Raw genomic sequence first — 21,640 nt, forward strand, 5'->3', positions numbered from 1 at the left:
CGGAGCGCGAAAATGTCGGTAATCAAATCAGATAAGATCACGGAAAAGAACGGTATCAGCCGCCGTACGCTGATGAAAACATCTACGCTGGCCGGATTAGCCATCGCGGCGGGAGGTGTTTCACTTCCTTTCAGCCGCAAGGTTTTAGCCGACGTGACCGGTGGCAAAACGGTTTCAACACCCGAAGATAAAGTGGTATGGGGCGCGTGCTCAGTTAACTGCGGCAGCCGGTGTGCGCTGCGTCTTCATGTCCGTGATGATGAAGTTTACTGGGTCGAAACTGACAATACCGGCAACGATATTTACGGCGATCATCAGGTTCGGGCCTGTCTGCGCGGGCGTTCGATCCGCCGCCGTATGAATCACCCGGAACGTCTGAATTATCCGATGAAACGCGTGGGTAAGCGTGGTGAAGGGAAATTTAAACGCATCAGCTGGGAAGAAGCCTTCGACGAGATTGCCAACAACCTGAAGCGAATTGTCGCCAAATACGGCAATGAAGCGGTGTATATCAATTACACTTCCGGCGTTGTGGGCGGCAACATTACCCGCTCATCACCTTACGCCTCGCTGGTCGCTCGTCTGATGAACTGCTACGGCGGTTTCCTCAGCCATTACGGGACTTACAGCACCGCGCAAATTGCCTGCGCCATGCCTTACACCTATGGCAGCAACGACGGCAACAGCACGTCCGACATCGAAAACAGCAAACTGGTGGTACTGTTCGGCAATAATCCGGCTGAAACACGCATGAGCGGCGGTGGGATTACCTACTATCTTGAGCAGGCGCGTCAGCGCTCAAACGCCAGAATGATCGTGATCGACCCGCGTTATACCGACACCGCCGCAGGGCGCGAAGATGAATGGATCCCAATCCGTCCCGGAACCGACGCCGCCCTGGTCGCCGGGCTTGCACATGTATTGATCACCGAAAACATGGTCGATCAGGCTTTCCTTGATTCGTATTGTGTAGGTTACGACGAAAAAACCTTACCGGCAGACGCCCCCGCCAACAGCCATTACAAAGCTTATATTCTCGGGCAGGGCGCGGACGGCACCGCTAAAACACCGGAATGGGCTTCGCGAATCACTGGTATTCCTGCAGACAAAATCGTGAAACTGGCGCGGGAAATCGGCCAGGCAAAACCGGCCTACATTTCTCAGGGGTGGGGGCCACAACGTCAGGCCAATGGTGAACTAACATCGCGTGCGATCGCCATGCTGCCGATTTTGACCGGAAACGTTGGGATTAACGGCGGTAACAGCGGGGCGCGGGAATCCACCTATACCATCACCATTGAGCGCATGCCGGTGCTGGACAATCCGGTTCAGACGCAGATTTCCTGTTTCAGCTGGACCGATGCGATTGCGCGTGGCCCGGAAATGACGGCTAAAGCTGACGGCGTTCGCGGTAAAGACAAGCTGGATGTTCCGATCAAGTTCATCTGGAACTATGCCGGTAATACCATTACCAATCAGCATTCTGACATCAATAAAACCCACGATATTTTGCAGGACGATTCACAGTGCGAAATGATCGTCGTGCTCGAAAACTTCATGACCTCTTCGGCCAGATACGCCGATATCCTGCTTCCGGATCTAATGACCGTAGAGCAGGAAGACATCATTCCCAATGATTACGCGGGGAATATGGGGTATCTGATTTTCATTCAACCTGCGACATCCGCTAAGTTTGAACGAAAAGGTATCTACGAAATGATGAGCGAAGTCGCGCGGCGGCTTGGCCCGGATGTTTATCAGAAATTCACGGAAGGCCGTACACAACGGCAGTGGTTGCAGGCGCTCTACTCGAAAATGCTGGCAAACGATCCGGCATTACCGGCCTATGAAGAGCTGCGTGAAATGGGAATTTATAAGCGCAAGGATCCGGCCGGGCATTTCGTTGCCTACAAAAAATTCCGTCAGGATCCTCAGGCTAATCCGCTGAAAACGCCCTCAGGAAAAATCGAGATTTACTCTTCTGCGCTGGCAAAAATAGCCGGTGAATGGGAGCTGCAAAAAGACGAAACCATCAGCCCGTTACCGGTTTATGCCTCCACTTTCGAAGGCTGGGATGATCCGAAACGAGGCCAGTTTCCGCTACAGATGTTCGGTTTCCATTACAAAGCGCGTACCCATTCAACCTACGGCAATATTGATGTCTTGCAGGCCGCGTGCCGTCAGGAAGTCTGGATCAACCCGATGGATGCGCAAACCCGTGGTATCCAAAACGGCGACAAAGTGAAAGTTTTCAACGACCGTGGTGAAGTCCGTGTGGCAGCGAAAGTCACGCCCCGCATCATGCCCGGCGTTGTTGCTATGGGCCAGGGTGCATGGCATCAGGCCAATATGAGTGGTGATCGTATTGACCATGGTGCCTGCATGAACACGCTGACGACTCAGCGGCCTTCGCCTCTCGCGAAGGGGAATCCTCAACATACCAATCTGATTCAAATAGAAAAAGTCTAAAGAAGCGACGGACAAAGAGCCAGGCTCAGTGACACGGTTGTTAAATTTTCGTCCCTTAAACCGGGGCGTATGTGGAGTATGTAATGTCGGAACAAAACAGAACTAAATCCGGTTCAGGTAGCGGGATCAGCCGCCGCGAACTGGTCAAAGGAACTACGCTGGCCGGGATGGCCGCCGCAGTAGGAGGAATATCGCTGCCGTTCAAATTTGTGCGAGCAGATTCAGCCCCCGCGACGACAAAAACGGCCGAAGAGAAAGTGGTCTGGAGTGCATGCACGGTCAACTGCGGCAGCCGTTGTCCGCTCAGAATGCACGTGGTGGACGACGAAATTCGTTACGTCGAGACCGACAATACTGGCGAAGATGATTATGAGGCGCTGCATCAGGTGCGGGCCTGTTTGCGCGGGCGTTCAATGCGCCGTCGTGTTTACAATCCCGACCGCCTGAAATACCCAATGAAGCGCGTCGGCAAACGCGGTGAAGGCAAATTTAAGCCAATCAGTTGGGATGAAGCGTTCGACACGCTGGCTGGCAGCCTGAAAGACATTATTCAGCGTTTTGGCAATGAAGCGATTTATCTGAACTACGGCACCGGCACGTTGGGCGGCACCATGACGCGTTCGTGGCCGCCGGGTAAAACCCTGATTGCGCGCCTGATGAACTGTTGCGGCGGTTATCTCAATCATTATGGAGATTACAGCTCCGCACAGATTGCCGCCGGTCTGAATTATACCTACGGCGGCTGGGCGGACGGCAACAGTCCTTCAGATATTGAAAACAGTAAGCTGGTGGTTCTGTTCGGGAATAATCCGGGCGAAACCCGTATGAGCGGCGGTGGCGTGACGTATTATCTTGAGCAAGCCCGCCAGAAGTCCAACGCCCGCATGATTATTGTCGATCCGCGTTATACCGATACTGGAGCGGGTCGTGAAGATGAATGGATTCCGATTCGCCCGGGAACCGACGGGGCGCTTGCGGCTGCGCTGGCACACGTAATGATTATCGAAAATTTGGTCGATCAGCCGTTCCTTGATAAATATTGTGTCGGTTACGATGAGAAAACCCTACCGGCCGGTGTCCCGCAAAATGCCCACTATAAAGCCTATATTCTCGGCGAGGGTCCGGATGGGATTGCAAAAACACCTGCATGGGCAGCCAAAATTACCGGCATTTCTGTCGATAAAATCGTGAAGCTGGGGCGTGAAATCGGTCAGGCAAAACCGGCCTTTATTACTCAGGGTTGGGGACCGCAGCGCCATGCAAACGGCGAAATTGCAACCCGTGCCATTGCGATGCTGGCGATTCTGACCGGCAACGTGGGCGTTCACGGCGGGAACTCCGGCGCGCGCGAGGGTTCGTACGAAATCCCGTTTGTTCGTATGCCGACGTTTGAAAACCCGATCCAAACCAGCATTTCCATGTTCCTCTGGACTGACGCTATTGTCCGTGGCCCGGAAATGACGGCCACCAAAGACGGCGTACGCGGAAAGGCCAAACTGGATGTCCCGATCAAGTTTATCTGGAACTACGCCGGTAACTGTCTGATCAATCAGCATTCTGATATCAACCGTACGCATGACATTCTGCAGGACGATACGCAATGCGAAATGATCGTAGTGATTGATAATCACATGACGTCGTCAGCGAAATACGCCGACATTATTTTGCCGGACTGTACGGCGTCTGAGCAGATGGATTTTTGCCTGGATGCTTCCTGCGGCAATATGGACTACATCATTTTTGCCGATCAGGCGATCAAGCCACGTTTCCAGTGCAAAAATATTTATGAAATGACCTCTGAACTGGCGCGTCGTATGGGCGTTGAGCAGAAGTTTACGGAAGGGCGCACGCAGGAAGAGTGGATGCGTCATCTGTATCAGCAATCCCGCGAAGCACTGCCGGAACTGCCGGATTTCGACACATTCCGTAAACAGGGCATGTTCAAGAAACGCGATCCTCAACAGCATCACGTGGCGTATAAAGCGTTCCGTGAAGATCCTGTTGCAAATCCGCTGGATACGCCTTCCGGCAAAATCGAAATCTACTCGGCAGAGCTGGCAAAAATTGCCGCCGAATGGGAACTCGCCAAAGACGATGTGATTGATCCGCTGCCGGTTTATGCAGCCGGTTTTGAGAACTATGACGACCCGCTGGCCAGCAAATATCCCCTGCAACTGACCGGTTTCCATTACAAAGCACGCACCCATTCAACCTACGGCAATGTCGACGTACTCAAAGCTGCCTGTCGTCAGGAAATGTGGATCAACCCGATGGATGCTTCACAGCGCGGTATCACGAACGGCGACATGATCCGCATCTACAACGATCGCGGCGAAGTGCGTATTGCCGCCAAAGTGACACCACGCATGATGCCGGGCGTTGTCGCGCTCAGCGAAGGTGCCTGGTATTCCCCCGACAGTAAAAAGATCGACCGCGCGGGCAGCATCAACGTACTGACGTCTCAAAGACCTTCACCGCTGGCGAAAGGTAACCCCTCTCACACCAACCTTGTGCAAGTGGCTAAGGTTTAATGGAGCAAAACATGACAACTCAATATGGATTTTATATTGATTCAAGCCGCTGTACAGGCTGTAAAACCTGCGAACTGGCCTGTAAGGATTTCAAAAATCTGACGCCTGATGTCAGTTTTCGCCGGGTATACGAATATGCCGGTGGCGACTGGCAGCAGGACGGCGATGGCTGGCATCAGAATGTCTTCGCCTATTACCTGTCGATTTCCTGCAACCACTGCGCGGATCCGGCCTGTACCAAGGTTTGCCCGAGTGGTGCGATGCATAAGCGGGAGGACGGTTTTGTGGTGGTCAACGAAGACGTGTGCATCGGTTGCCGTTACTGCCATATGGCGTGCCCGTACGGTGCGCCGCAGTACAACGAAGCCAAAGGGCATATGACGAAATGCGACGGCTGCTACGAGCGGATCGCAGAAGGCAAGAAGCCTATTTGCGTTGAGTCCTGCCCGCTGCGCGCGCTGGATATGGCACCGATCGAAGAGCTGCGTGCGAAATACGGCGAGCTGGCTGAAGTCGCGCCTTTGCCCGCTGCGCATTTTACTCACCCTAATATCGTCATTAAACCCAATGCGAATTGCCGTCCTGTAGGCGATACCACGGGTTATCTGGCTAACCCGAAGGAGGTTTGAGATGGGAAACGGATGGCATGAATGGCCTTTAATGGTCTTTACGGTTCTCGGGCAATGCGTAGTTGGTGCATTTATCGTGCTGGCGATTGCATTGCTGACCCGGCGTAGCGAAGAAGAATGTCGTCGGATCCACCTGTCGATGTTTTTCCTCTGGGTGCTGATGGCGGTGGCTTTTATCGCCTCTGTTCTGCACCTGGGCTCACCACTGCGCGCTTTCAATTCTCTCAACCGTCTCGGCGCTTCGCCGCTCAGTAATGAGATCGGCAGTGGCTCACTCTTCTTTGCTTTAGGTGGGATTTACTGGCTGCTGGCTGTCCTCAATAAAATGCCGCGCGCATTGGGAAAAGTCTGGCTGATCGTGACCATGGTGGCAGGTATTGGTTTCGTTTATGCCATGTGCCGTGTTTACGAAATTAATACAGTACCAACGTGGGATAATGCTTACACCGCGTTCCACTTCGGACTGACGGTGCTGATTGGCGGCCCGGTTCTGGGGTATTTGCTGCTGCGCGGCGCTGATTTTAACGGCTGTGCGCTTCGTCTGCTGCCGGTTATCAGTGTCACGGCGCTGGTCGTCAGTATGTGTGTGGTGGTAATGCAAAGTGCCAGCCTTGCCTCGATCAACAGCGCCGTTCAGGCGGCTTCTGCGCTGATTCCGCAATACGGCATGTTGTCAGTTTCACGGCTGGTGCTGATTGCATTAGGACTGGGTTGCTGGATTTGCCCTTTGATACTGCGCAAGCGTCCTGCGATCGCTTCGATGGTTTTAGCTTTCGTGCTGGTCGTTGCCGGTGAGCTGATTGGACGTGTGATTTTCTATGGTTTGCACATGACCGTCGGTATGGCCGTCAGCGGCTGATTTCAGTTCATCAAGGGGACACGCCGCCGGAAGCGGTGTGCCCCGAAAGAAAGAGTAAACTATGTCAGCAGAATCAATAAGTTTAACCGCGAAGGTGTTGGGCGCGATGTTGTTTTATCCCCCGGATTCAGACCAAGTTCAGCCTTTGGTCGCATTATTGAAAGACAGCGGCTGGAAGCCGATGTGGCCCTGTGCAACGCACGATGCAAAGGCCCGTGCCGCAGAATTGTTTGCTCAGACTAAGGCGTCTGCGGAAGAGTTAAATGAAGCATGGCAGCGCCTGTTCGTCGGGCCATATGCCTTACCGGCTCCGCCGTGGGGCTCGGTCTATCTCGATAAAGAATCGGTCATTTTTGGTGATTCTACACTGGCATTGCGCCAGTGGATGCGCGTGAACCATATTGAACCGCATCTGACGCAGGCCGAACCGGAAGATCACATTGGACTGATGCTGATGATGTCTGCCTGGCTGGCCGAAAATTCACCTCAACTCCTCGGTGAGTATCTGACGGCACATTTACTGCCGTGGTCGGGACGTTATTTCGAATTGCTGCGAATAAAAGCTGAACATCCCTGGTATGAGGGCGTGGCCGTTCTGGCGGAATCAACGCTTAACGGATGGGGTCAGATGCTGGCGCTGAAAATTCCTCCGGCGAAGGAATTGTATTTCTGATGAGTGATCCACGGGATAACCACTATTATCACGCCTGGATGAGCAGCCGGGTTGTCAGCCGCCGGGGATTATTCCGTGGATTATTGTCATCCGCAAAGCCGCACGCAGAAGAAAACACGGTCGCCGCAGATATGTTCCAGCGGGCAGTTCCGCGTCCACCGCAGGCGATTGCGGAACCGCTTTTCCTGCAACAATGCAACGGGTGCGGGCATTGCGCTGACGCGTGCCCGGTGGGACTACTCAGCGTTGAGTCCGGTAAGGCCGTGCTCAGTATCGAGTATGCAGAATGCGATTTTTGTGGTGCCTGTACTCATGCCTGTGACCGTGGCGCGCTTGATCCAGATACTGCGCCGGATACGGGACTGCGCCCGGTAATTTTGCAGCAGTGTTTAGGGCGAATGGATGATTTGTGCAGGATGTGCGAAATTGCGTGTCCGCACACGGCAATATTTTTTAATCAACAGAATCAACCTTCCGCAGATAATCAGAAGTGTGACGGCTGCGGGAAATGCAAACTTGTTTGTTATCATGGTGATATTCAGTTGTCATTGAAGCATCATGATTCCTGATCTCTTTGCTTGATTAGCGTTTTCAATCATCACCCCTCAGTTTGTGCGCGGGCCTCTTTTTGCCAGATTGACATTTTGTTGGCCGGTGGCATGATGCGCGCAATTTCCTCGATTTTGTGGTCGTCAACAACCTATGTCCGCCTATTCCCGTCCTGTCGCTCTGCTGTTGTGCGGACTTCTCCTGCTGACGATTTCTATCGCCGCTTTAAACACGCTGGTGCCGTTGTGGCTCAGTCACGAACAATTGCCAACCTGGCAGGTCGGGCTTGTCAGTTCATCGTATTTCACCGGTAATTTGCTGGGTACGTTGATTGCCGGTAGCCTGATAAAACGCATTGGTTTTAACCGCAGCTATTATCTTTCCTGCATCATGTTTGCTGTCGCCACTGCAGGTCTGGCGCTTTCGATGGACTTCTGGAGCTGGGTTACTGCACGCTTTGTTGCCGGTGTAGGCTGCGCGCTGATCTGGGTTGTGGTGGAAAGCGCGTTGCTGCGCAGCGGTACGGTGAAAAACCGTGGCCAGCTGCTGGCGGCATACATGATCATGTATTACATCGGTACCGTGGTCGGGCAACTGCTGGTCGGCACAGTTCCAACAGCGTTGCTGAGCGTGCTGCCGTGGGTCACGGCGCTGATCGTTATCGCCATTCTGCCGATTTTGATGATTCATATTGAGAATCAGGATATCGACCAGCCGCGGCATGCGGTCATGCCGATGTTCAGACGCCGCAACGCCCGCCTTGGGATCAACGGCTGTATCATTTCCGGCATTGTGTTGGGCTCTCTGTATGGACTGATGCCGCTGTTTCTTGCGCATCAGGGCATGAGCGATGCTGATGTCGGATACTGGATGGCGCTTCTCGTCAGCGCCGGGATTATCGGGCAATGGCCGGTAGGGCGTCTGGCCGATCGTTACGGCCGCCTGATGGTACTCCGTATCCAGATCTTCGCCGTGATCCTCGGCAGTATCGCTATGCTGAGCGGTTATGCGATGGCGCCGACGCTGTTCATTCTCGGATGCGCGGGCTTTACGTTGTATCCGGTTGCAATGTCTTGGGCTTGTGAAAAAGTCAATTCTGAAGAACTGGTCGCGATGAATCAGGCTTTGCTGATGAGTTACACCATCGGAAGCCTTGCAGGGCCGACGATGACCGCGTTACTGATGCAAAGCTATTCAGACCGTCTGCTGTTTGTGATGATCGCTGTAGTTTCACTGGTTTATCTGGTGATGTTGATGCGTAAAGCCGACCATCATCATAATCCGGTGGCAACCGCCTGATACGAATATTTAAAAGCAAAAAAGACGCCTTCAGGCGTCTTTTTTTGGGCAACAATTTTACCATAAACAATCAGCTCATTAATAAATGACTTTGTGTCCGTAGCTGGCAAGAATATTTTTCACGCGTTCCATGATTTCTTTAGTCGGTGGGTTCACGCCATCCAGACCATATTTCTCGCCCATCGCAGTCCATTTGTGTTTGCCCAGCTCGTGATAAGGCAACAGTTCAATCTTCTCGATGTTCGTCATGTCTTTGGTGAACTCACCGAGTTTGTGTGCGGAATCATCATCATCTGACCAGCCCGGCACAACCACATAACGGATCCAGGTACGCTGATTACGTTTAGCCAGATAGCGGGCAAAATCCAGGGTACGGTGGTTAGAGACGCCGACCAGATTCTGGTGGATATCGTCGTTCATCTGTTTCAGATCGAGCATTACCAAATCTGAGACATCCAGTAATTCGTCGATCACCGGATCATAACGGCGGACAAAACCGTTGGTGTCCAGACAGGTGTTAATGCCTTCTTTCTGACACGCGCGGAACCAGTCACGCACGAATTCAGCCTGAAGAATTGCTTCTCCACCAGAAGCCGTTACGCCGCCGCCAGAAGCATTCATAAAATGGCGATAGGTCACCACTTCTTTCATTAAGTCATCGACATTGATCTCTTTCCCGCCATGTGTGTCCCAGGTATCGCGATTGTGGCAATACATGCAACGCATCAGGCAACCCTGGAAAAATACAATGAAACGGATACCTGGGCCGTCAACGGTGCCACAGGATTCATATGAGTGGATGCGACCTTGAACTGACATTGCGGGTTATTCTCCATATTGACCAATGAATAGCAGTCTAAATGTGCGGATGCTGGCCTGGCAGAGATAAACTGGAAACCACATGTTTATGATACCAGACAATCAATAAGGTTGATTGTCAGCAATGGCGGTACTGCTTTGCCAGAGGTCCACAACGTATAGCGCTCTGGCAAAACAGACTGTCGCGAGGACAGTGCGGGCAGGGAGGAAGAAACAAAGGCTCCACGTTGTGGAGCCTTTTTATATCACACTAAATCATTAGCAGATTATTACAGGGACTTGGTGAAAGTACGGGTAATAACGTCTTGTTGCTGTTCTTTAGTCAGTGAGTTGAAGCGTACTGCATAACCAGAAACACGGATGGTCAGCTGAGGATAGTTTTCAGGATGTTCCATCGCGTCTAACAGCATTTCGCGGTTCATGACGTTCACGTTCAGGTGTTGACCACCTTCGATGGACGCTTCGTGGTGGAAGTAACCATCCATCAGGCCCGCGAGGTTCGCTTTACGAACATCATCATCTTTACCCAGCGCATTTGGAACGATAGAGAAGGTATAAGAAATACCATCTTTTGCGTAAGCAAACGGCAGTTTAGCAACAGAGGTCAGAGAGGCAACCGCACCTTTCTGGTCACGACCGTGCATTGGGTTTGCGCCTGGGCCGAATGGAGCACCAGCACGACGACCGTCTGGAGTGTTACCTGTTTTCTTACCATAAACCACGTTAGAGGTGATGGTCAGAACAGACTGAGTTGCTACAGCGCCACGGTAGGTACGCAGTTTCTGAATTTTCTTCATGAAACGTTCTACCAGGTCACAAGCGATATCGTCTACGCGAGAATCGTTGTTACCGAACTGCGGATATTCGCCTTCAATTTTGAAGTCTACAGCCAGGCCGTCTTCGTCACGGATGGTGCTAACTTTTGCATATTTGATAGCAGACAGGGAGTCAGCAGCCACTGACAGACCTGCGATACCACATGCCATTGTGCGATACACATCACGGTCATGCAGAGCCATCAACGCAGCTTCGTAGCTGTATTTGTCATGCATGTAGTGAATGATGTTCAGTGCTGTGACGTACTGTTTAGCCAGCCAGTCCATGAAGTGATCCATGCGATCCATAACTTTGTCATAGTCCAGCACTTCATCCATCATTGGCGCTTCTTTAGGGCCAACCTGGATTTTCATTTTTTCATCAACGCCGCCGTTGATTGCATACAGCATAGTTTTCGCCAGGTTTGCACGAGCACCGAAGAACTGCATTTGTTTACCCACAACCATTGGGCTCACACAACAAGCGATAGCGTAGTCATCGTTGTTGAAGTCAGGACGCATCAGGTCATCGTTCTCATACTGTACAGATGAGGTATCGATAGACACTTTCGCTGCGTACTTTTTGAAGTTCATTGGCAGCTTTTCAGACCACAGGATGGTCATGTTCGGCTCTGGTGAAGGCCCCATGGTGTAGAGGGTATTCAGGAAGCGGAAGCTGTTTTTGGTTACCAGAGTACGACCATCAACACCCATACCTGCCAGGGATTCAGTCGCCCAGATTGGGTCACCGGAGAACAGTTCATCATACTCAGGGGTACGCAGGAAACGAACCATACGCAGTTTCATAACCAGGTGGTCAATCAGTTCCTGAGCCTGTTCTTCGTTCAGTTTGCCTGCTTTGATATCACGATCGATGAACACGTCAAGGAAGGTAGATACGCGGCCGAAGGACATTGCAGCGCCGTTCTGGGATTTCACCGCAGCCAGGTAGCCGAAGTAAGTCCATTGAACCGCTTCTTGTGCGTTGGTAGCAGGGCCAGAAATGTCGCAACCGTATTTGGCAGCCATTTCTTTAATCTGACCCAAAGCACGATGTTGTTCAGAGATTTCTTCACGCAGCTGGATGGTCATTTCCAGATTCACGCCGTTTTCCAGATCGTTTTGCAGAGACTGGAATTGTGCGTATTTATCAGCCATCAGGAAATCAATACCGTACAGCGCAACGCGACGGTAGTCACCGATGATACGGCCACGGCCATAAGCATCTGGCAGACCGGTCAGAACGCCAGATTTACGGCAGTTCAGAATGTCTTTGGTGTAAACGTCGAAAACACCCTGGTTATGGGTTTTACGGTAGTCGGTGAAAACTTTTTTCAGCGCTGGATCCAGTTCACGGCCATAAACTTTACATGAACCTTCAACCATTTTAATGCCGCCGAATGGGATCAGAGCACGTTTCAATGGCGCGTCAGTTTGCAGACCAACGATAGTTTCCAGAGATTTATTGATGTAGCCAGCGTCATGAGAAGTGATGGTAGCCGCAACGTCAGTATCAAAATCAACAGGAGCCTTAGTGCGGTTCTCCAGTTTGATACCTTCCATCACTTTATCCCACAGGGTGGTTGTCGCTTGAGTCGCGCCAGCCAGGAAGGATTCATCACCTTCATACGGTGTGTAGTTTTTCTGAATGAAGTCGCGGACGTTTACGCCGTTCTGCCATTCACCAGCACTAAAACCTTCCCATGCGTTGGTCAATTTTTCATTGAGCTTGGACATTTTGCACCTACCTTCTAATTTGGATTTCTTAAAAATCGCGTGTAAAACTGTCGTAACAAGAGTGCCACGTTGTATCAGTGGTGCTTCTCATCGCGAAGATATATGACCCAATACGTTAACCCTACCAGCAAACCGCCCCCGATGATGTTACCGATGGTCACAGGAATGAGATTGTCGATGATAAAGTTAGTGATGTTCAGTTCTGCGAATTGTGCCGGAGTTGCGCCGACAGCCTGCCAGAATTCTGGTGTCGCAAAGTTCTTCACTACGATGCCTAAAGGGATCATGAACATGTTGGCAATGCTGTGCTCGAAACCGCTGGCGACGAACATGCCGACGGGGAGGATCATTGCGAACATTTTGTCCATCAGACTGCGGCCGGAGTAACTCATCCATACCGCCAGGCACACCATCAGGTTAGCCAGAATGCCCAGACAAACGGCTTCAATAAACGTGTGATGCATTTTATGGTCAGCAGTTTGCAGAACGTTCAGTCCCCACAAACCATTATCGACCATATACTCACCCGAGAACCAAATCAGTGCGACAAAGAACAGACATCCAATAAGGTTACCAATATAGACATTGACCCAGTTACGTGCCAATTGCCCCCAGGTGATACGCCCGCTGGCTTTCGCAATCACGATAAGCACAGTGGAGGTAAACAGGTCAGCGCCGCAGACAACGACCAGCATTAATCCCAGTGAGAAGCAGATGCCCCCAACGAGTTTTGCGAGGCCGTAAGGAACGGTGCCGGTGCCTGTGGTGGCAGTGATATAAAAAGCAAAGGCGATAGAAATAAAGACGCCAGCAGTAATGGCTAAAAAGAATGTTTTTAACGGCTGTTTGGTGGCTTTATAAACGCCGGCATCTTCAGCAACTTTCGCTGTAGCGGCGGGTAATATTAGATCGAAGGGGTTGTCAGCTTTCACATTAACTCTCTTATTCAGGGCTATGCACTGCGCAACGAGATACTAGCAAAGCAGTATAACGTAAAAATTGACGTGGATCATACGAGGCGGGTTTTGGTGCTTTTCGATGTACTACTGAATGGGTGGTTTTTTAGATAACTCAATGAAAATAAACGAATAAAAACATTTTAATTTTTACAAATAAAGTTGATGGATGCTCAATTTATTTTTATTTATGCGTAAATTAAAATAAGCCATTGTTAATGGCTGTGGTCAATTTGACTTTGTATTTTTTACAGATAAGTAACTTATTAAAAAGTCCGTCGTACTTATTTCAGAAAAATGACAGCAAGCCTTTATTTCGCGGCGAATTACACGTCATTTTTTCGGCTGAGTCAAACATTTGGCGGTAAATAACCCCCAAAGCCATTACGAAGGGAAATAAAAAAACCGGCAGAAAATTCCGCCGGTTCGTCGGTTTTTTAAATGCCGGAAAATCAGGCTTTTGACCAGTAACGGCGTTTTGCTACCTGCAGTTTTTCGTAAGCGCCCAGCAGCGCCTGATGAGCTGGCAGCGCCTTGAGGTCAGCGTCTACGGCAAACAAACCGTGGAAACGTTCTTCACCGCTGATGGCTGCTGAAGCATCATCAACCGCTTTTTGACCGTACATTTTCACGAATGCCGTGTAGTACTGAGCCGGATCACGATCTTCTTCCAGTGATAGTTGAAGAAGCGTCTGCAGACAACGGTAATAATTGTTGCGCTCATCGCTGTAAACAGACGCGTTGAATTCATGTGCCCATTCAGCCCACGTCAGCGCCTGATCCAAATCGCCGCCCGCCAGTGCCAGCATAGATTTCAGCTCGCCCACGCGCAGGGTATACCAGCCGTTGTCTTTTCCGCTGGCGATGCCCAGAAGTTCACGAACGCGCGTAAAGTCATCCAGGCCTTCATCATCAAGCTGCGTGATCATTTCCAGATAAGCTTCTTTTGGCAGGTCGCTGTCTGGAAGAGTCAGCAACTGATCGCGAAGATGAGCACCCATGCTGTTGTTGGCCAGCAGCAAATCTTCTGCAGGATAAATGTCAGACATACCCGGAACGATGATGCGGCAGGCGTACACGTCAAGATGCTCGTAATCCGCGATGTAAACTTCAGCGTCTTCTTTATCAAAGATTGCCATCAGCGTGGCGAATTCTTCTTCTGTCGTGCCGCTGAAACTCCAGTCTGCAAACGGATAGTCGGCATCCTGTTTAAACATATCCCAAGAAATCAGACCGCTGGAATCGATGAAATGAGTTTCCAGATTGGCATGTTCAGCCACTTCTTCGTCATCGAAGGTCGGGGCGGTGAAGACGTCCAGATCTTTCAGGCTGCGGCCTTGCAGTAATTCAGTGACCGTACGCTCCAATGCAACACCGAAATCCGGGTGTGCGCCGAAGGAAGCGAAACAAGTCCCGTTTGCCGGGTTGAACAACACCACGCAAATGACCGGATAGTTGCCGCCCAGCGAGGCATCGTAAGACAGGATAGGGAAACCTTCTTCTTCGAGTTTGGCGATGGCTTCAACCACACCCGGATAGCGTGCCAGAACGTCTGCAGGGATCTCTGGAAGGCTGATAGATTCCGCGATGATACGGTTTTTGACATAACGCTCAAAGACTTCAGACAGACCCTGAACGCGGGCTTCGTTCGCGGTATTCCCGGCAGACATGCCGTTAGACACATACAGGTTACCGATGATGTTCATCGGAATATATACGGTTTCCAGGTCAGACTGACGGGTGAACGGCAATGCGCAAATCCCGCGATCCGGGTTACCGGATTGCAGATCAATCAGATCGCTGGCGACCAGTTCTTTATCTGCATCGTAAAATGCGTGCAGACGCTCATCCAGAATACCTTCAGGCAGAAGGTTATCTTCAGGCAGCGTAAACCATTTCTCGTTCGGATAATGCACGAAGTCGCTGTTAGCAATTTCTTTACCCAAATAGAAATCGGCGAAGAAATAGTTGGTCGACAGACGCTCAAAATACTCACCCAAAGCAGAAGCCAGAGCGGCTTTTTTGCTGGCGCCTTTACCGTTGGTGAAGCACAGCGGGCAGTCGCGGTCGCGAATGTGCACTGACCAGACGTGGGGAACCGGATTCAGCCAGGAAGCTTCTTCGATATTAAAGCCGAGATCGGTGAGTTTTTGTTGGAAGCGGGAAATGGAATCTTCCAGCGCCGCGTCTTTACCAGGAATAAAAGTTTGCGTCATTGAGTTCACTTTTGAGCGTGCTAAAAACGCGCAATGATACGGGGTTTTGCGCATTACCTCCATGTATTCGTGTTAACAATGTAATCGTGTTGTGAACTCAAAGGCTTGTAGGTAAAACGGGTGTAAGCGCCACCGCGATGCCAGGGAAAAACCACGATTTGTGCGTTCTCTGCTCATGCAAACATAATCCCGCAAAATCAGTATTAAAAGGAAGAAAGAACCTTGCGTTCAACCTCTCATCGCTGTTTATCAGGTCGTGATGAATAACCGTTGCAGACTGCTTGTCTGGGATGATAAAACCGGTAAATTAGTTGTTACTTTGTGGCTGTCTCAAGAGAAGTGGTGAGGGGAAATGACTCAGGTTTATAATTTTAGTGCAGGTCCGGCAATGATCCCGGCTGAAGTATTGCGTCGTGCAGAACAGGAATTGTGCAACTGGCACGGACTGGGTACCTCGGTGATGGAAATCAGTCACCGTAGTAAGGAGTTTATCCAGGTCGCTGAAGAATCCGAAAAGGATATTCGTGACCTGTTGAATATTCCCTCGAACTACAAAGTGCTGTTCTGCCACGGTGGCGCGCGTGCGCAATTCGCCGCAGTGCCGATGAATCTGCTGGGCGATAAAGCGTCTGCTGATTATATCGATGGTGGTTACTGGGCTCACAGCGCCGTTAAAGAAGCGCAAAAATACTGCACACCTAATGTTATTGACGTCACCACGACCCTTGATGGGAAACGCGGCATTCTGCCAATGAGCGAGTGGAAGCTGAATGCGAATTCTGCTTACGTTCATTACTGCCCGAACGAAACCATTGACGGTATTGCTATCGATGAAATGCCTGATTTCGGCGATAAAATCGTTGTTGCTGACTACTCTTCCTGCATTCTTTCGCGCCCGATTGATGTCAGCCGCTTTGGCGTAATATATGCCGGTGCACAGAAAAATATCGGCCCGGCTGGCCTGACGCTGGTTATCGTACGCGAAGATTTATTAGGTAAAGCGCGCACTGAACTGCCTTCTATCCTTGATTACACCGTGCTGGCTGAGAACGATTCCATGTTCAATACCCCGCCAACGTTCGCCTGGTATCTTTCAGGTATGGTCTTCAAGTGGCTAAAAGAGCAGGGTGGTCTGCGTGAAATGGAAAAACGCAATCAAGCCAAAGCCGAACTGCTGTACGGTTCCATCGATCGCACCGGTTTCTATCGTAACCCGGTTGCCCCAGCGAACCGTTCTTGGATGAACGTTCCGTTCCAGATGGCTGATGCGTCACTGGATAAATTGTTCCTGGACCAGGCTCAGGAAGCCGGTTTGCATGCGCTGAAAGGCCACCGTGTAGCCGGTGGGATGCGTGCATCCATTTATAATGCAATGCCGATTGAAGGTGTCAAAGCGCTGACCGACTTTATGGCGGAATTCGAAAAACGCCATGGTTAAGCGCGCTGGCTTTCGGGCCTGTACAATGCTTTAGTAAGAAGCCTTAAAAATGACCCCGGCTCACTGTCCGGGGTCATTTTATGAAATGAAGAATTGGAGAAAGAGTGGAATCCCTGACATTACAACCCGTTGCATTGGTTAACGGCAGCATCAACTTACCTGGCTCAAAAAGTGTTTCTAACCGTGCGCTTTTACTGGCTGCTTTTGCACAGGGCACTACCCGCCTGACTAACCTGCTAGATAGTGACGATGTGCGTCACATGCTGAACGCGCTGACGGAACTTGGTGTTACACATCGTTTATCAGCGTCCCGCACAGAGTGCGAAATTGACGGGCTGGGCCACGCTTTTTCCAATGCTAAAGGGGCTGAACTGTTTCTTGGTAATGCCGGAACGGCAATGCGCCCGCTGGCGGCGGCACTGTGTCTGGGTGAACAGGATGTCGTGCTGACGGGCGAACCGCGGATGAAAGAACGTCCGATTGGCCATCTGGTTGATGCCCTGCGTCAGGGCGGCGCACAGATTGATTATCTCGAGCAGGAAAATTATCCGCCTCTGCGCCTGCGCGGTGGTTTCCGCGGCGGTGATGTCAGCGTGGATGGCAGCGTCTCGAGCCAGTTCCTGACGGCGTTGTTAATGACTGCACCGCTGGCTGAAAACGACACCACGATTCAGATTAAAGGCGATTTGGTGTCAAAGCCGTATATTGACATCACCCTTAACCTGATGAAAAACTTTGGTATTGAAGTTGATAATAACCAATATCAACAGTTCCATATCAAAGGGAAACAGCAATACGTTTCACCGGGCGCTTATCTGGTGGAAGGTGATGCGTCATCTGCCTCCTATTTCCTCGCGGCTGCAGCCATCAAAGGCGGCACTGTTCGTGTGACCGGCATCGGTAAAAACAGCATGCAGGGCGATATTCGTTTTGCTGATGTGCTGGAAAAAATGGGTGCGACCATTCACTGGGCTGAGGACTATATTGAATGTACTCGCGGTGAGCTGAAAGGCATCGATATGGACATGAACCATATCCCGGATGCGGCAATGACTATCGCCACGGCGGCGTTGTTTGCCGAAGGTCCTACCACGCTGCGTAACATTTATAACTGGCGCGTTAAAGAAACCGACCGACTGGCTGCGATGGCCACAGAGCTGCGTAAAGTCGGCGCGACAGTTGAAGAGGGGGAGGATTACATCTGCGTTGAGCCGCCAAAAGCGCTCAAATTCGCAGAAATCGGTACGTACAATGACCACCGTATGGCGATGTGTTTCTCGCTGGTAGCGCTGTCGGATACGCCAGTGACCATCCTTGATCCAAAATGTACGGCGAAAACCTTCCCGGACTATTTTGATCAACTGGCTGCGATCAGCACTCTGGCTTAAACTCTTCCGGTATGTGTGAAGACGGCGGACATCTTTGATGTCCGCTTTTTGCTTTCAAGGTGTCAGAAACGTCCGCTTTTTAGGCAACTGAAAAATGCGGGGTAACAGTTGCCACAAAGGCAGCGTATAATGCCGCTCCTGAATTAGTCGTCTGAGGCTAATGAAGCGGGTATTCCCCACCGAAAGGAGACAAAAATGACGGCTTTAGCCCCGGTAATCACCGTTGATGGGCCAAGTGGTGCAGGTAAAGGTACTTTGTGTAAAGCTTTGGCCGAAGCCTTTAACTGGCACTTACTGGATTCCGGTGCCATTTACCGCGTTTTAGCGCTGGCGGCTTTACATCACCAGGTTGACATTGTCTCAGAAGAGGCATTAGTTCCGCTGGCCGCACATCTCGACGTTCGTTTTGTCGCTCAGGACGGGCAGTTGCAAGTAATTTTAGAAGGTGAGGATGTCAGCAATGAAATCCGCACCGAGACGGTCGGGAATACGGCCTCACAGGCTGCGGCTTTCCCCCGTGTTCGTGAAGCATTGTTGCGTCGTCAGCGTGCGTTCCGTGAAACGCCTGGCCTGATTGCCGACGGTCGTGATATGGGCACCGTGGTTTTCCCTGACGCGCCTGTGAAGATCTTTCTGGACGCGAGTTCAGAGGAACGTGCAAACAGAAGAATGCTACAGTTGCAGGAAAAAGGCTTTAGTGTTAACTTTGAACGGCTTTTAGCCGAGATCAAAGAACGTGATGACCGTGATCGTAACAGGCCTATCGCGCCCTTAGTGGCTGCTCCTGATGCGTTATTGCTGGATTCAACCAGCATGTCCATCGAGGAAGTCATCGAAAAAGCACTGGCTTATGCCACAGAAATTCTAGGATTGCCGCAAAAACAAACCCGGTAATCGAGCCGTAATCTGGTGCTGAAGAATATTCAGTGCCAGTTTTGGCTATAGTTTTTTTTAACCTCGCCGCAAGGATCTGTAGCGGGGCATTTGAAACAACCCCATCCAGCAGGAAGCCAGATGGACGTTAAACTTAAGAACTTAAAGATTATCAACATGACTGAATCTTTTGCTCAACTCTTTGAAGAATCCTTAAAAACAATCGAAACCCGTCCTGGTTCCATCGTTCGTGGTGTTGTTGTGTCTATCGACAAAGATATCGTACTGGTTGACGCCGGTCTGAAATCTGAGTCTGCAATCCCGGCAGAACAATTCAAAAACGCACAGGGCGAACTGGAAATCCAGGTTGGCGACGAAGTTGATGTTGCGCTGGACGCTGTTGAAGACGGCTTCGGTGAAACTCTGCTGTCCCGTGAAAAAGCTAAACGTCATGAAGCTTGGATCACGCTGGAAAAAGCTTACGAAGAATCTGCAACTGTTACCGGTGTTATCAACGGTAAAGTTAAAGGCGGCTTCACCGTTGAGCTGAACGGTATTCGTGCGTTCCTGCCAGGTTCACTGGTAGACGTTCGTCCTGTTCGCGACACGCTGCATCTCGAAGGCAAAGATCTTGAGTTCAAAGTCATCAAACTGGACCAGAAACGCAACAACGTTGTTGTTTCCCGTCGTGCAGTAATTGAGTCTGAGAACAGCGCAGAGCGCGATCAGCTGCTGGAAAACCTGCAGGAAGGCATGGAAGTTAAAGGTATCGTTAAGAACCTCACTGACTACGGTGCATTCGTTGATCTGGGCGGCGTTGACGGCCTGCTGCACATCACTGACATGGCTTGGAAACGTGTTAAACACCCAAGCGAAATCGTCAATGTTGGCGATGAAATCACTGTTAAAGTTCTTAAATTTGACCGTGAACGTACCCGTGTGTCACTGGGTCTGAAACAACTGGGCGAAGATCCTTGGGTCGCTATCGCTAAACGTTACCCAGAAGGTACTAAACTGACTGGTCGCGTTACCAACCTGACTGATTACGGCTGCTTCGTAGAAATCGAAGAAGGCGTTGAAGGTCTGGTTCACGTTTCTGAAATGGATTGGACTAACAAAAACATCCACCCATCTAAAGTTGTTAACGTGGGCGATGTTGTTGAAGTTATGGTTCTGGATATCGACGAAGAACGTCGTCGTATCTCCCTGGGCCTGAAACAATGCAAAAACAACCCATGGCAGCAATTTGCAGAAACCCACAACAAGAACGACCGTGTTGAAGGTAAAATCAAGTCAATCACTGACTTCGGTATCTTCATTGGTCTGGACGGCGGCATCGACGGCCTGGTTCACCTGTCTGACATCTCCTGGAACGTTGCAGGCGAAGAAGCAGTTCGTGAATACAAGAAAGGCGACGAAATCGCAGCTGTGGTCCTGCAAGTTGACGCAGAACGTGAACGCATCTCCCTGGGCGTGAAACAACTGGCTGAAGATCCATTCAATAACTACCTGTCTGTTAACAAGAAAGGTACTATTGTTACTGGTAAAGTCACAGCAGTTGACGCCAAAGGTGCTACAGTTGAATTAGCTGGCGGCGTAGAAGGTTACCTGCGCGCTTCAGAAGCTTCTCGCGACCGTATTGAAGATGCAACTCTGGTTCTGAGCGTTGGTGATGAAGTTGAAGCTAAATTCACCGGTGTTGACCGTAAGAACCGTGTAGTAAGCCTGTCCGTCCGCGCTAAGGACGAAGCAGACGAGAAAGATGCAATCGCTGTTGTTAACAACAAACCAGCAGAAGAAAGCAACTTCTCCAACGCTATGGCTGAAGCATTCAAAGCGGCAAAAGGCGAGTAATGACGGGGGGCGGCTCTGTCGCCCCGAAACGGTAGTTTAGCTGCAAAGCTTGGAGGTACTATGACCAAGTCTGAACTTATTGAAAGACTTGCTGGCCAGCACTCTCATATCCCGGCGAAAGCTGTTGAGGATGCAGTGAAAGAGATGCTTGAGCATATGGCTGCAACCTTGGCTGATGGTGAACGCATCGAAATCCGTGGGTTTGGCAGTTTTTCTCTTCACTACCGTGCTCCGCGTGTGGGGCGTAACCCTAAAACGGGCGATAAAGTTGAGCTGGACGGCAAGTACGTTCCTCACTTTAAGCCAGGTAAAGAGTTGCGTGATCGCGCGAACATTTATGGCTAAGGTTTATTCCTGAAACATAAATGACTGCCTATAGCGAATACAAAACGGTGCCTTTAAGGTGCCGTTTTTTTTGGCAATTTTAGACCTCAAGACTGTTTTCTTTTTCTCTATTCTGCTGATTATTTGCGTAATGCCTCGCATCGATTCCTTCTGATACTTGTCCCTTTTCTGCTCGAAAACCATACTCCAG

General features: G+C 50.7%; 16 protein-coding genes. 12 read left to right on the forward strand and 4 right to left on the reverse strand.

Annotation, left to right across the window (positions count from 1 at the left end; all coding sequences use genetic code 11):
• The first annotated feature begins 12 nt into the window (after positions 1–12).
• The 7 genes from ynfE (at position 13) to ACLBVC_RS07710 (ending at position 9,009) form a co-directional block, all read left to right on the forward strand.
• Positions 13–2,469 (forward strand): selenate/tellurate reductase subunit YnfE, encoded by a 2,457-nt coding sequence (gene ynfE / locus ACLBVC_RS07680; protein ID WP_410149135.1) that lies wholly within the window; start codon positions 13–15, stop codon positions 2,467–2,469.
• Between the two features lie 83 nt (positions 2,470–2,552).
• Positions 2,553–5,000, forward strand: coding sequence for a dimethylsulfoxide reductase subunit A (gene dmsA / locus ACLBVC_RS07685; protein ID WP_410149136.1), 2,448 nt, complete (start codon positions 2,553–2,555; stop codon positions 4,998–5,000).
• An 11-nt stretch (positions 5,001–5,011) separates the two neighbouring features.
• Complete coding sequence (locus ACLBVC_RS07690) at positions 5,012–5,629, forward strand: DMSO/selenate family reductase complex B subunit (RefSeq protein WP_104921445.1); 618 nt, start codon at positions 5,012–5,014, stop codon at positions 5,627–5,629.
• Between the two features lies 1 nt (position 5,630).
• Positions 5,631–6,488 carry a dimethyl sulfoxide reductase anchor subunit family protein gene (locus ACLBVC_RS07695; RefSeq protein ID WP_410149137.1) on the forward strand — a complete coding sequence of 286 codons (858 nt, stop codon included), beginning with the start codon at positions 5,631–5,633 and terminating at the stop codon, positions 6,486–6,488.
• Between the two features lie 61 nt (positions 6,489–6,549).
• The gene (dmsD, locus tag ACLBVC_RS07700) at positions 6,550–7,161 is read left to right on the forward strand and encodes a Tat proofreading chaperone DmsD (protein ID WP_410149138.1); all 612 of its coding nucleotides are present in this window, start codon (positions 6,550–6,552) and stop codon (positions 7,159–7,161) included.
• Positions 7,161–7,730: a ferredoxin-type protein NapF gene (napF, locus tag ACLBVC_RS07705; protein ID WP_410149139.1), complete on the forward strand. Its 570-nt coding sequence runs from the start codon at positions 7,161–7,163 to the stop codon at positions 7,728–7,730. Before dmsD ends, napF begins: the two co-directional genes overlap by 1 nt.
• A 133-nt stretch (positions 7,731–7,863) precedes the next feature.
• Positions 7,864–9,009, forward strand: a complete 1,146-nt coding sequence (locus tag ACLBVC_RS07710) for an MFS transporter (protein ID WP_410149140.1) — start codon at positions 7,864–7,866, stop codon at positions 9,007–9,009.
• 78 nt (positions 9,010–9,087) lie between these two features.
• Here the strand turns inward: ACLBVC_RS07710 and pflA are convergent, their stop codons facing one another.
• The 4 genes from pflA to ycaO form a co-directional block, all read right to left on the reverse strand.
• A complete protein-coding gene (gene pflA / locus ACLBVC_RS07715) occupies positions 9,088–9,828 on the reverse strand; it encodes a pyruvate formate lyase 1-activating protein (protein ID WP_015689580.1) in 741 nt (246 codons plus the stop codon).
• 269 nt (positions 9,829–10,097) lie between these two features.
• Positions 10,098–12,380, reverse strand: coding sequence for a formate C-acetyltransferase (pflB, locus tag ACLBVC_RS07720; protein ID WP_195812800.1), 2,283 nt, complete (start codon positions 12,378–12,380; stop codon positions 10,098–10,100).
• 74 nt (positions 12,381–12,454) lie between these two features.
• Positions 12,455–13,312 (reverse strand): formate transporter FocA, encoded by an 858-nt coding sequence (gene focA, locus ACLBVC_RS07725; RefSeq protein WP_095922616.1) that lies wholly within the window; start codon positions 13,310–13,312, stop codon positions 12,455–12,457.
• A gap of 476 nt (positions 13,313–13,788) precedes the next feature.
• Complete coding sequence (gene ycaO / locus ACLBVC_RS07730) at positions 13,789–15,552, reverse strand: 30S ribosomal protein S12 methylthiotransferase accessory factor YcaO (protein ID WP_410149141.1); 1,764 nt, start codon at positions 15,550–15,552, stop codon at positions 13,789–13,791.
• A gap of 352 nt (positions 15,553–15,904) precedes the next feature.
• Between ycaO and serC the strand changes: the two genes are divergently transcribed.
• From serC to ihfB, 5 genes are all read left to right on the forward strand, one after another.
• On the forward strand, positions 15,905–16,990 hold the full coding sequence (gene serC / locus ACLBVC_RS07735; protein ID WP_410149142.1) for a 3-phosphoserine/phosphohydroxythreonine transaminase: 1,086 nt from the start codon (positions 15,905–15,907) through the stop codon (positions 16,988–16,990).
• A 104-nt stretch (positions 16,991–17,094) separates the two neighbouring features.
• Positions 17,095–18,378 (forward strand): 3-phosphoshikimate 1-carboxyvinyltransferase, encoded by a 1,284-nt coding sequence (gene aroA, locus ACLBVC_RS07740; RefSeq protein ID WP_410149143.1) that lies wholly within the window; start codon positions 17,095–17,097, stop codon positions 18,376–18,378.
• Between the two features lie 195 nt (positions 18,379–18,573).
• Positions 18,574–19,272 carry a (d)CMP kinase gene (gene cmk / locus ACLBVC_RS07745; RefSeq protein ID WP_195812796.1) on the forward strand — a complete coding sequence of 233 codons (699 nt, stop codon included), beginning with the start codon at positions 18,574–18,576 and terminating at the stop codon, positions 19,270–19,272.
• 156 nt (positions 19,273–19,428) lie between these two features.
• The gene (gene rpsA, locus ACLBVC_RS07750; protein WP_101076455.1) at positions 19,429–21,105 is read left to right on the forward strand and encodes a 30S ribosomal protein S1; all 1,677 of its coding nucleotides are present in this window, start codon (positions 19,429–19,431) and stop codon (positions 21,103–21,105) included.
• A 60-nt stretch (positions 21,106–21,165) separates the two neighbouring features.
• Positions 21,166–21,450, forward strand: coding sequence for an integration host factor subunit beta (ihfB, locus tag ACLBVC_RS07755; RefSeq protein WP_013574835.1), 285 nt, complete (start codon positions 21,166–21,168; stop codon positions 21,448–21,450).
• Positions 21,451–21,640: the final 190 nt, after the last annotated feature.

It is taken from the genome of Rahnella selenatireducens (assembly GCF_046449555.1).
GTDB lineage: Bacteria > Pseudomonadota > Gammaproteobacteria > Enterobacterales > Enterobacteriaceae > Rahnella > Rahnella selenatireducens.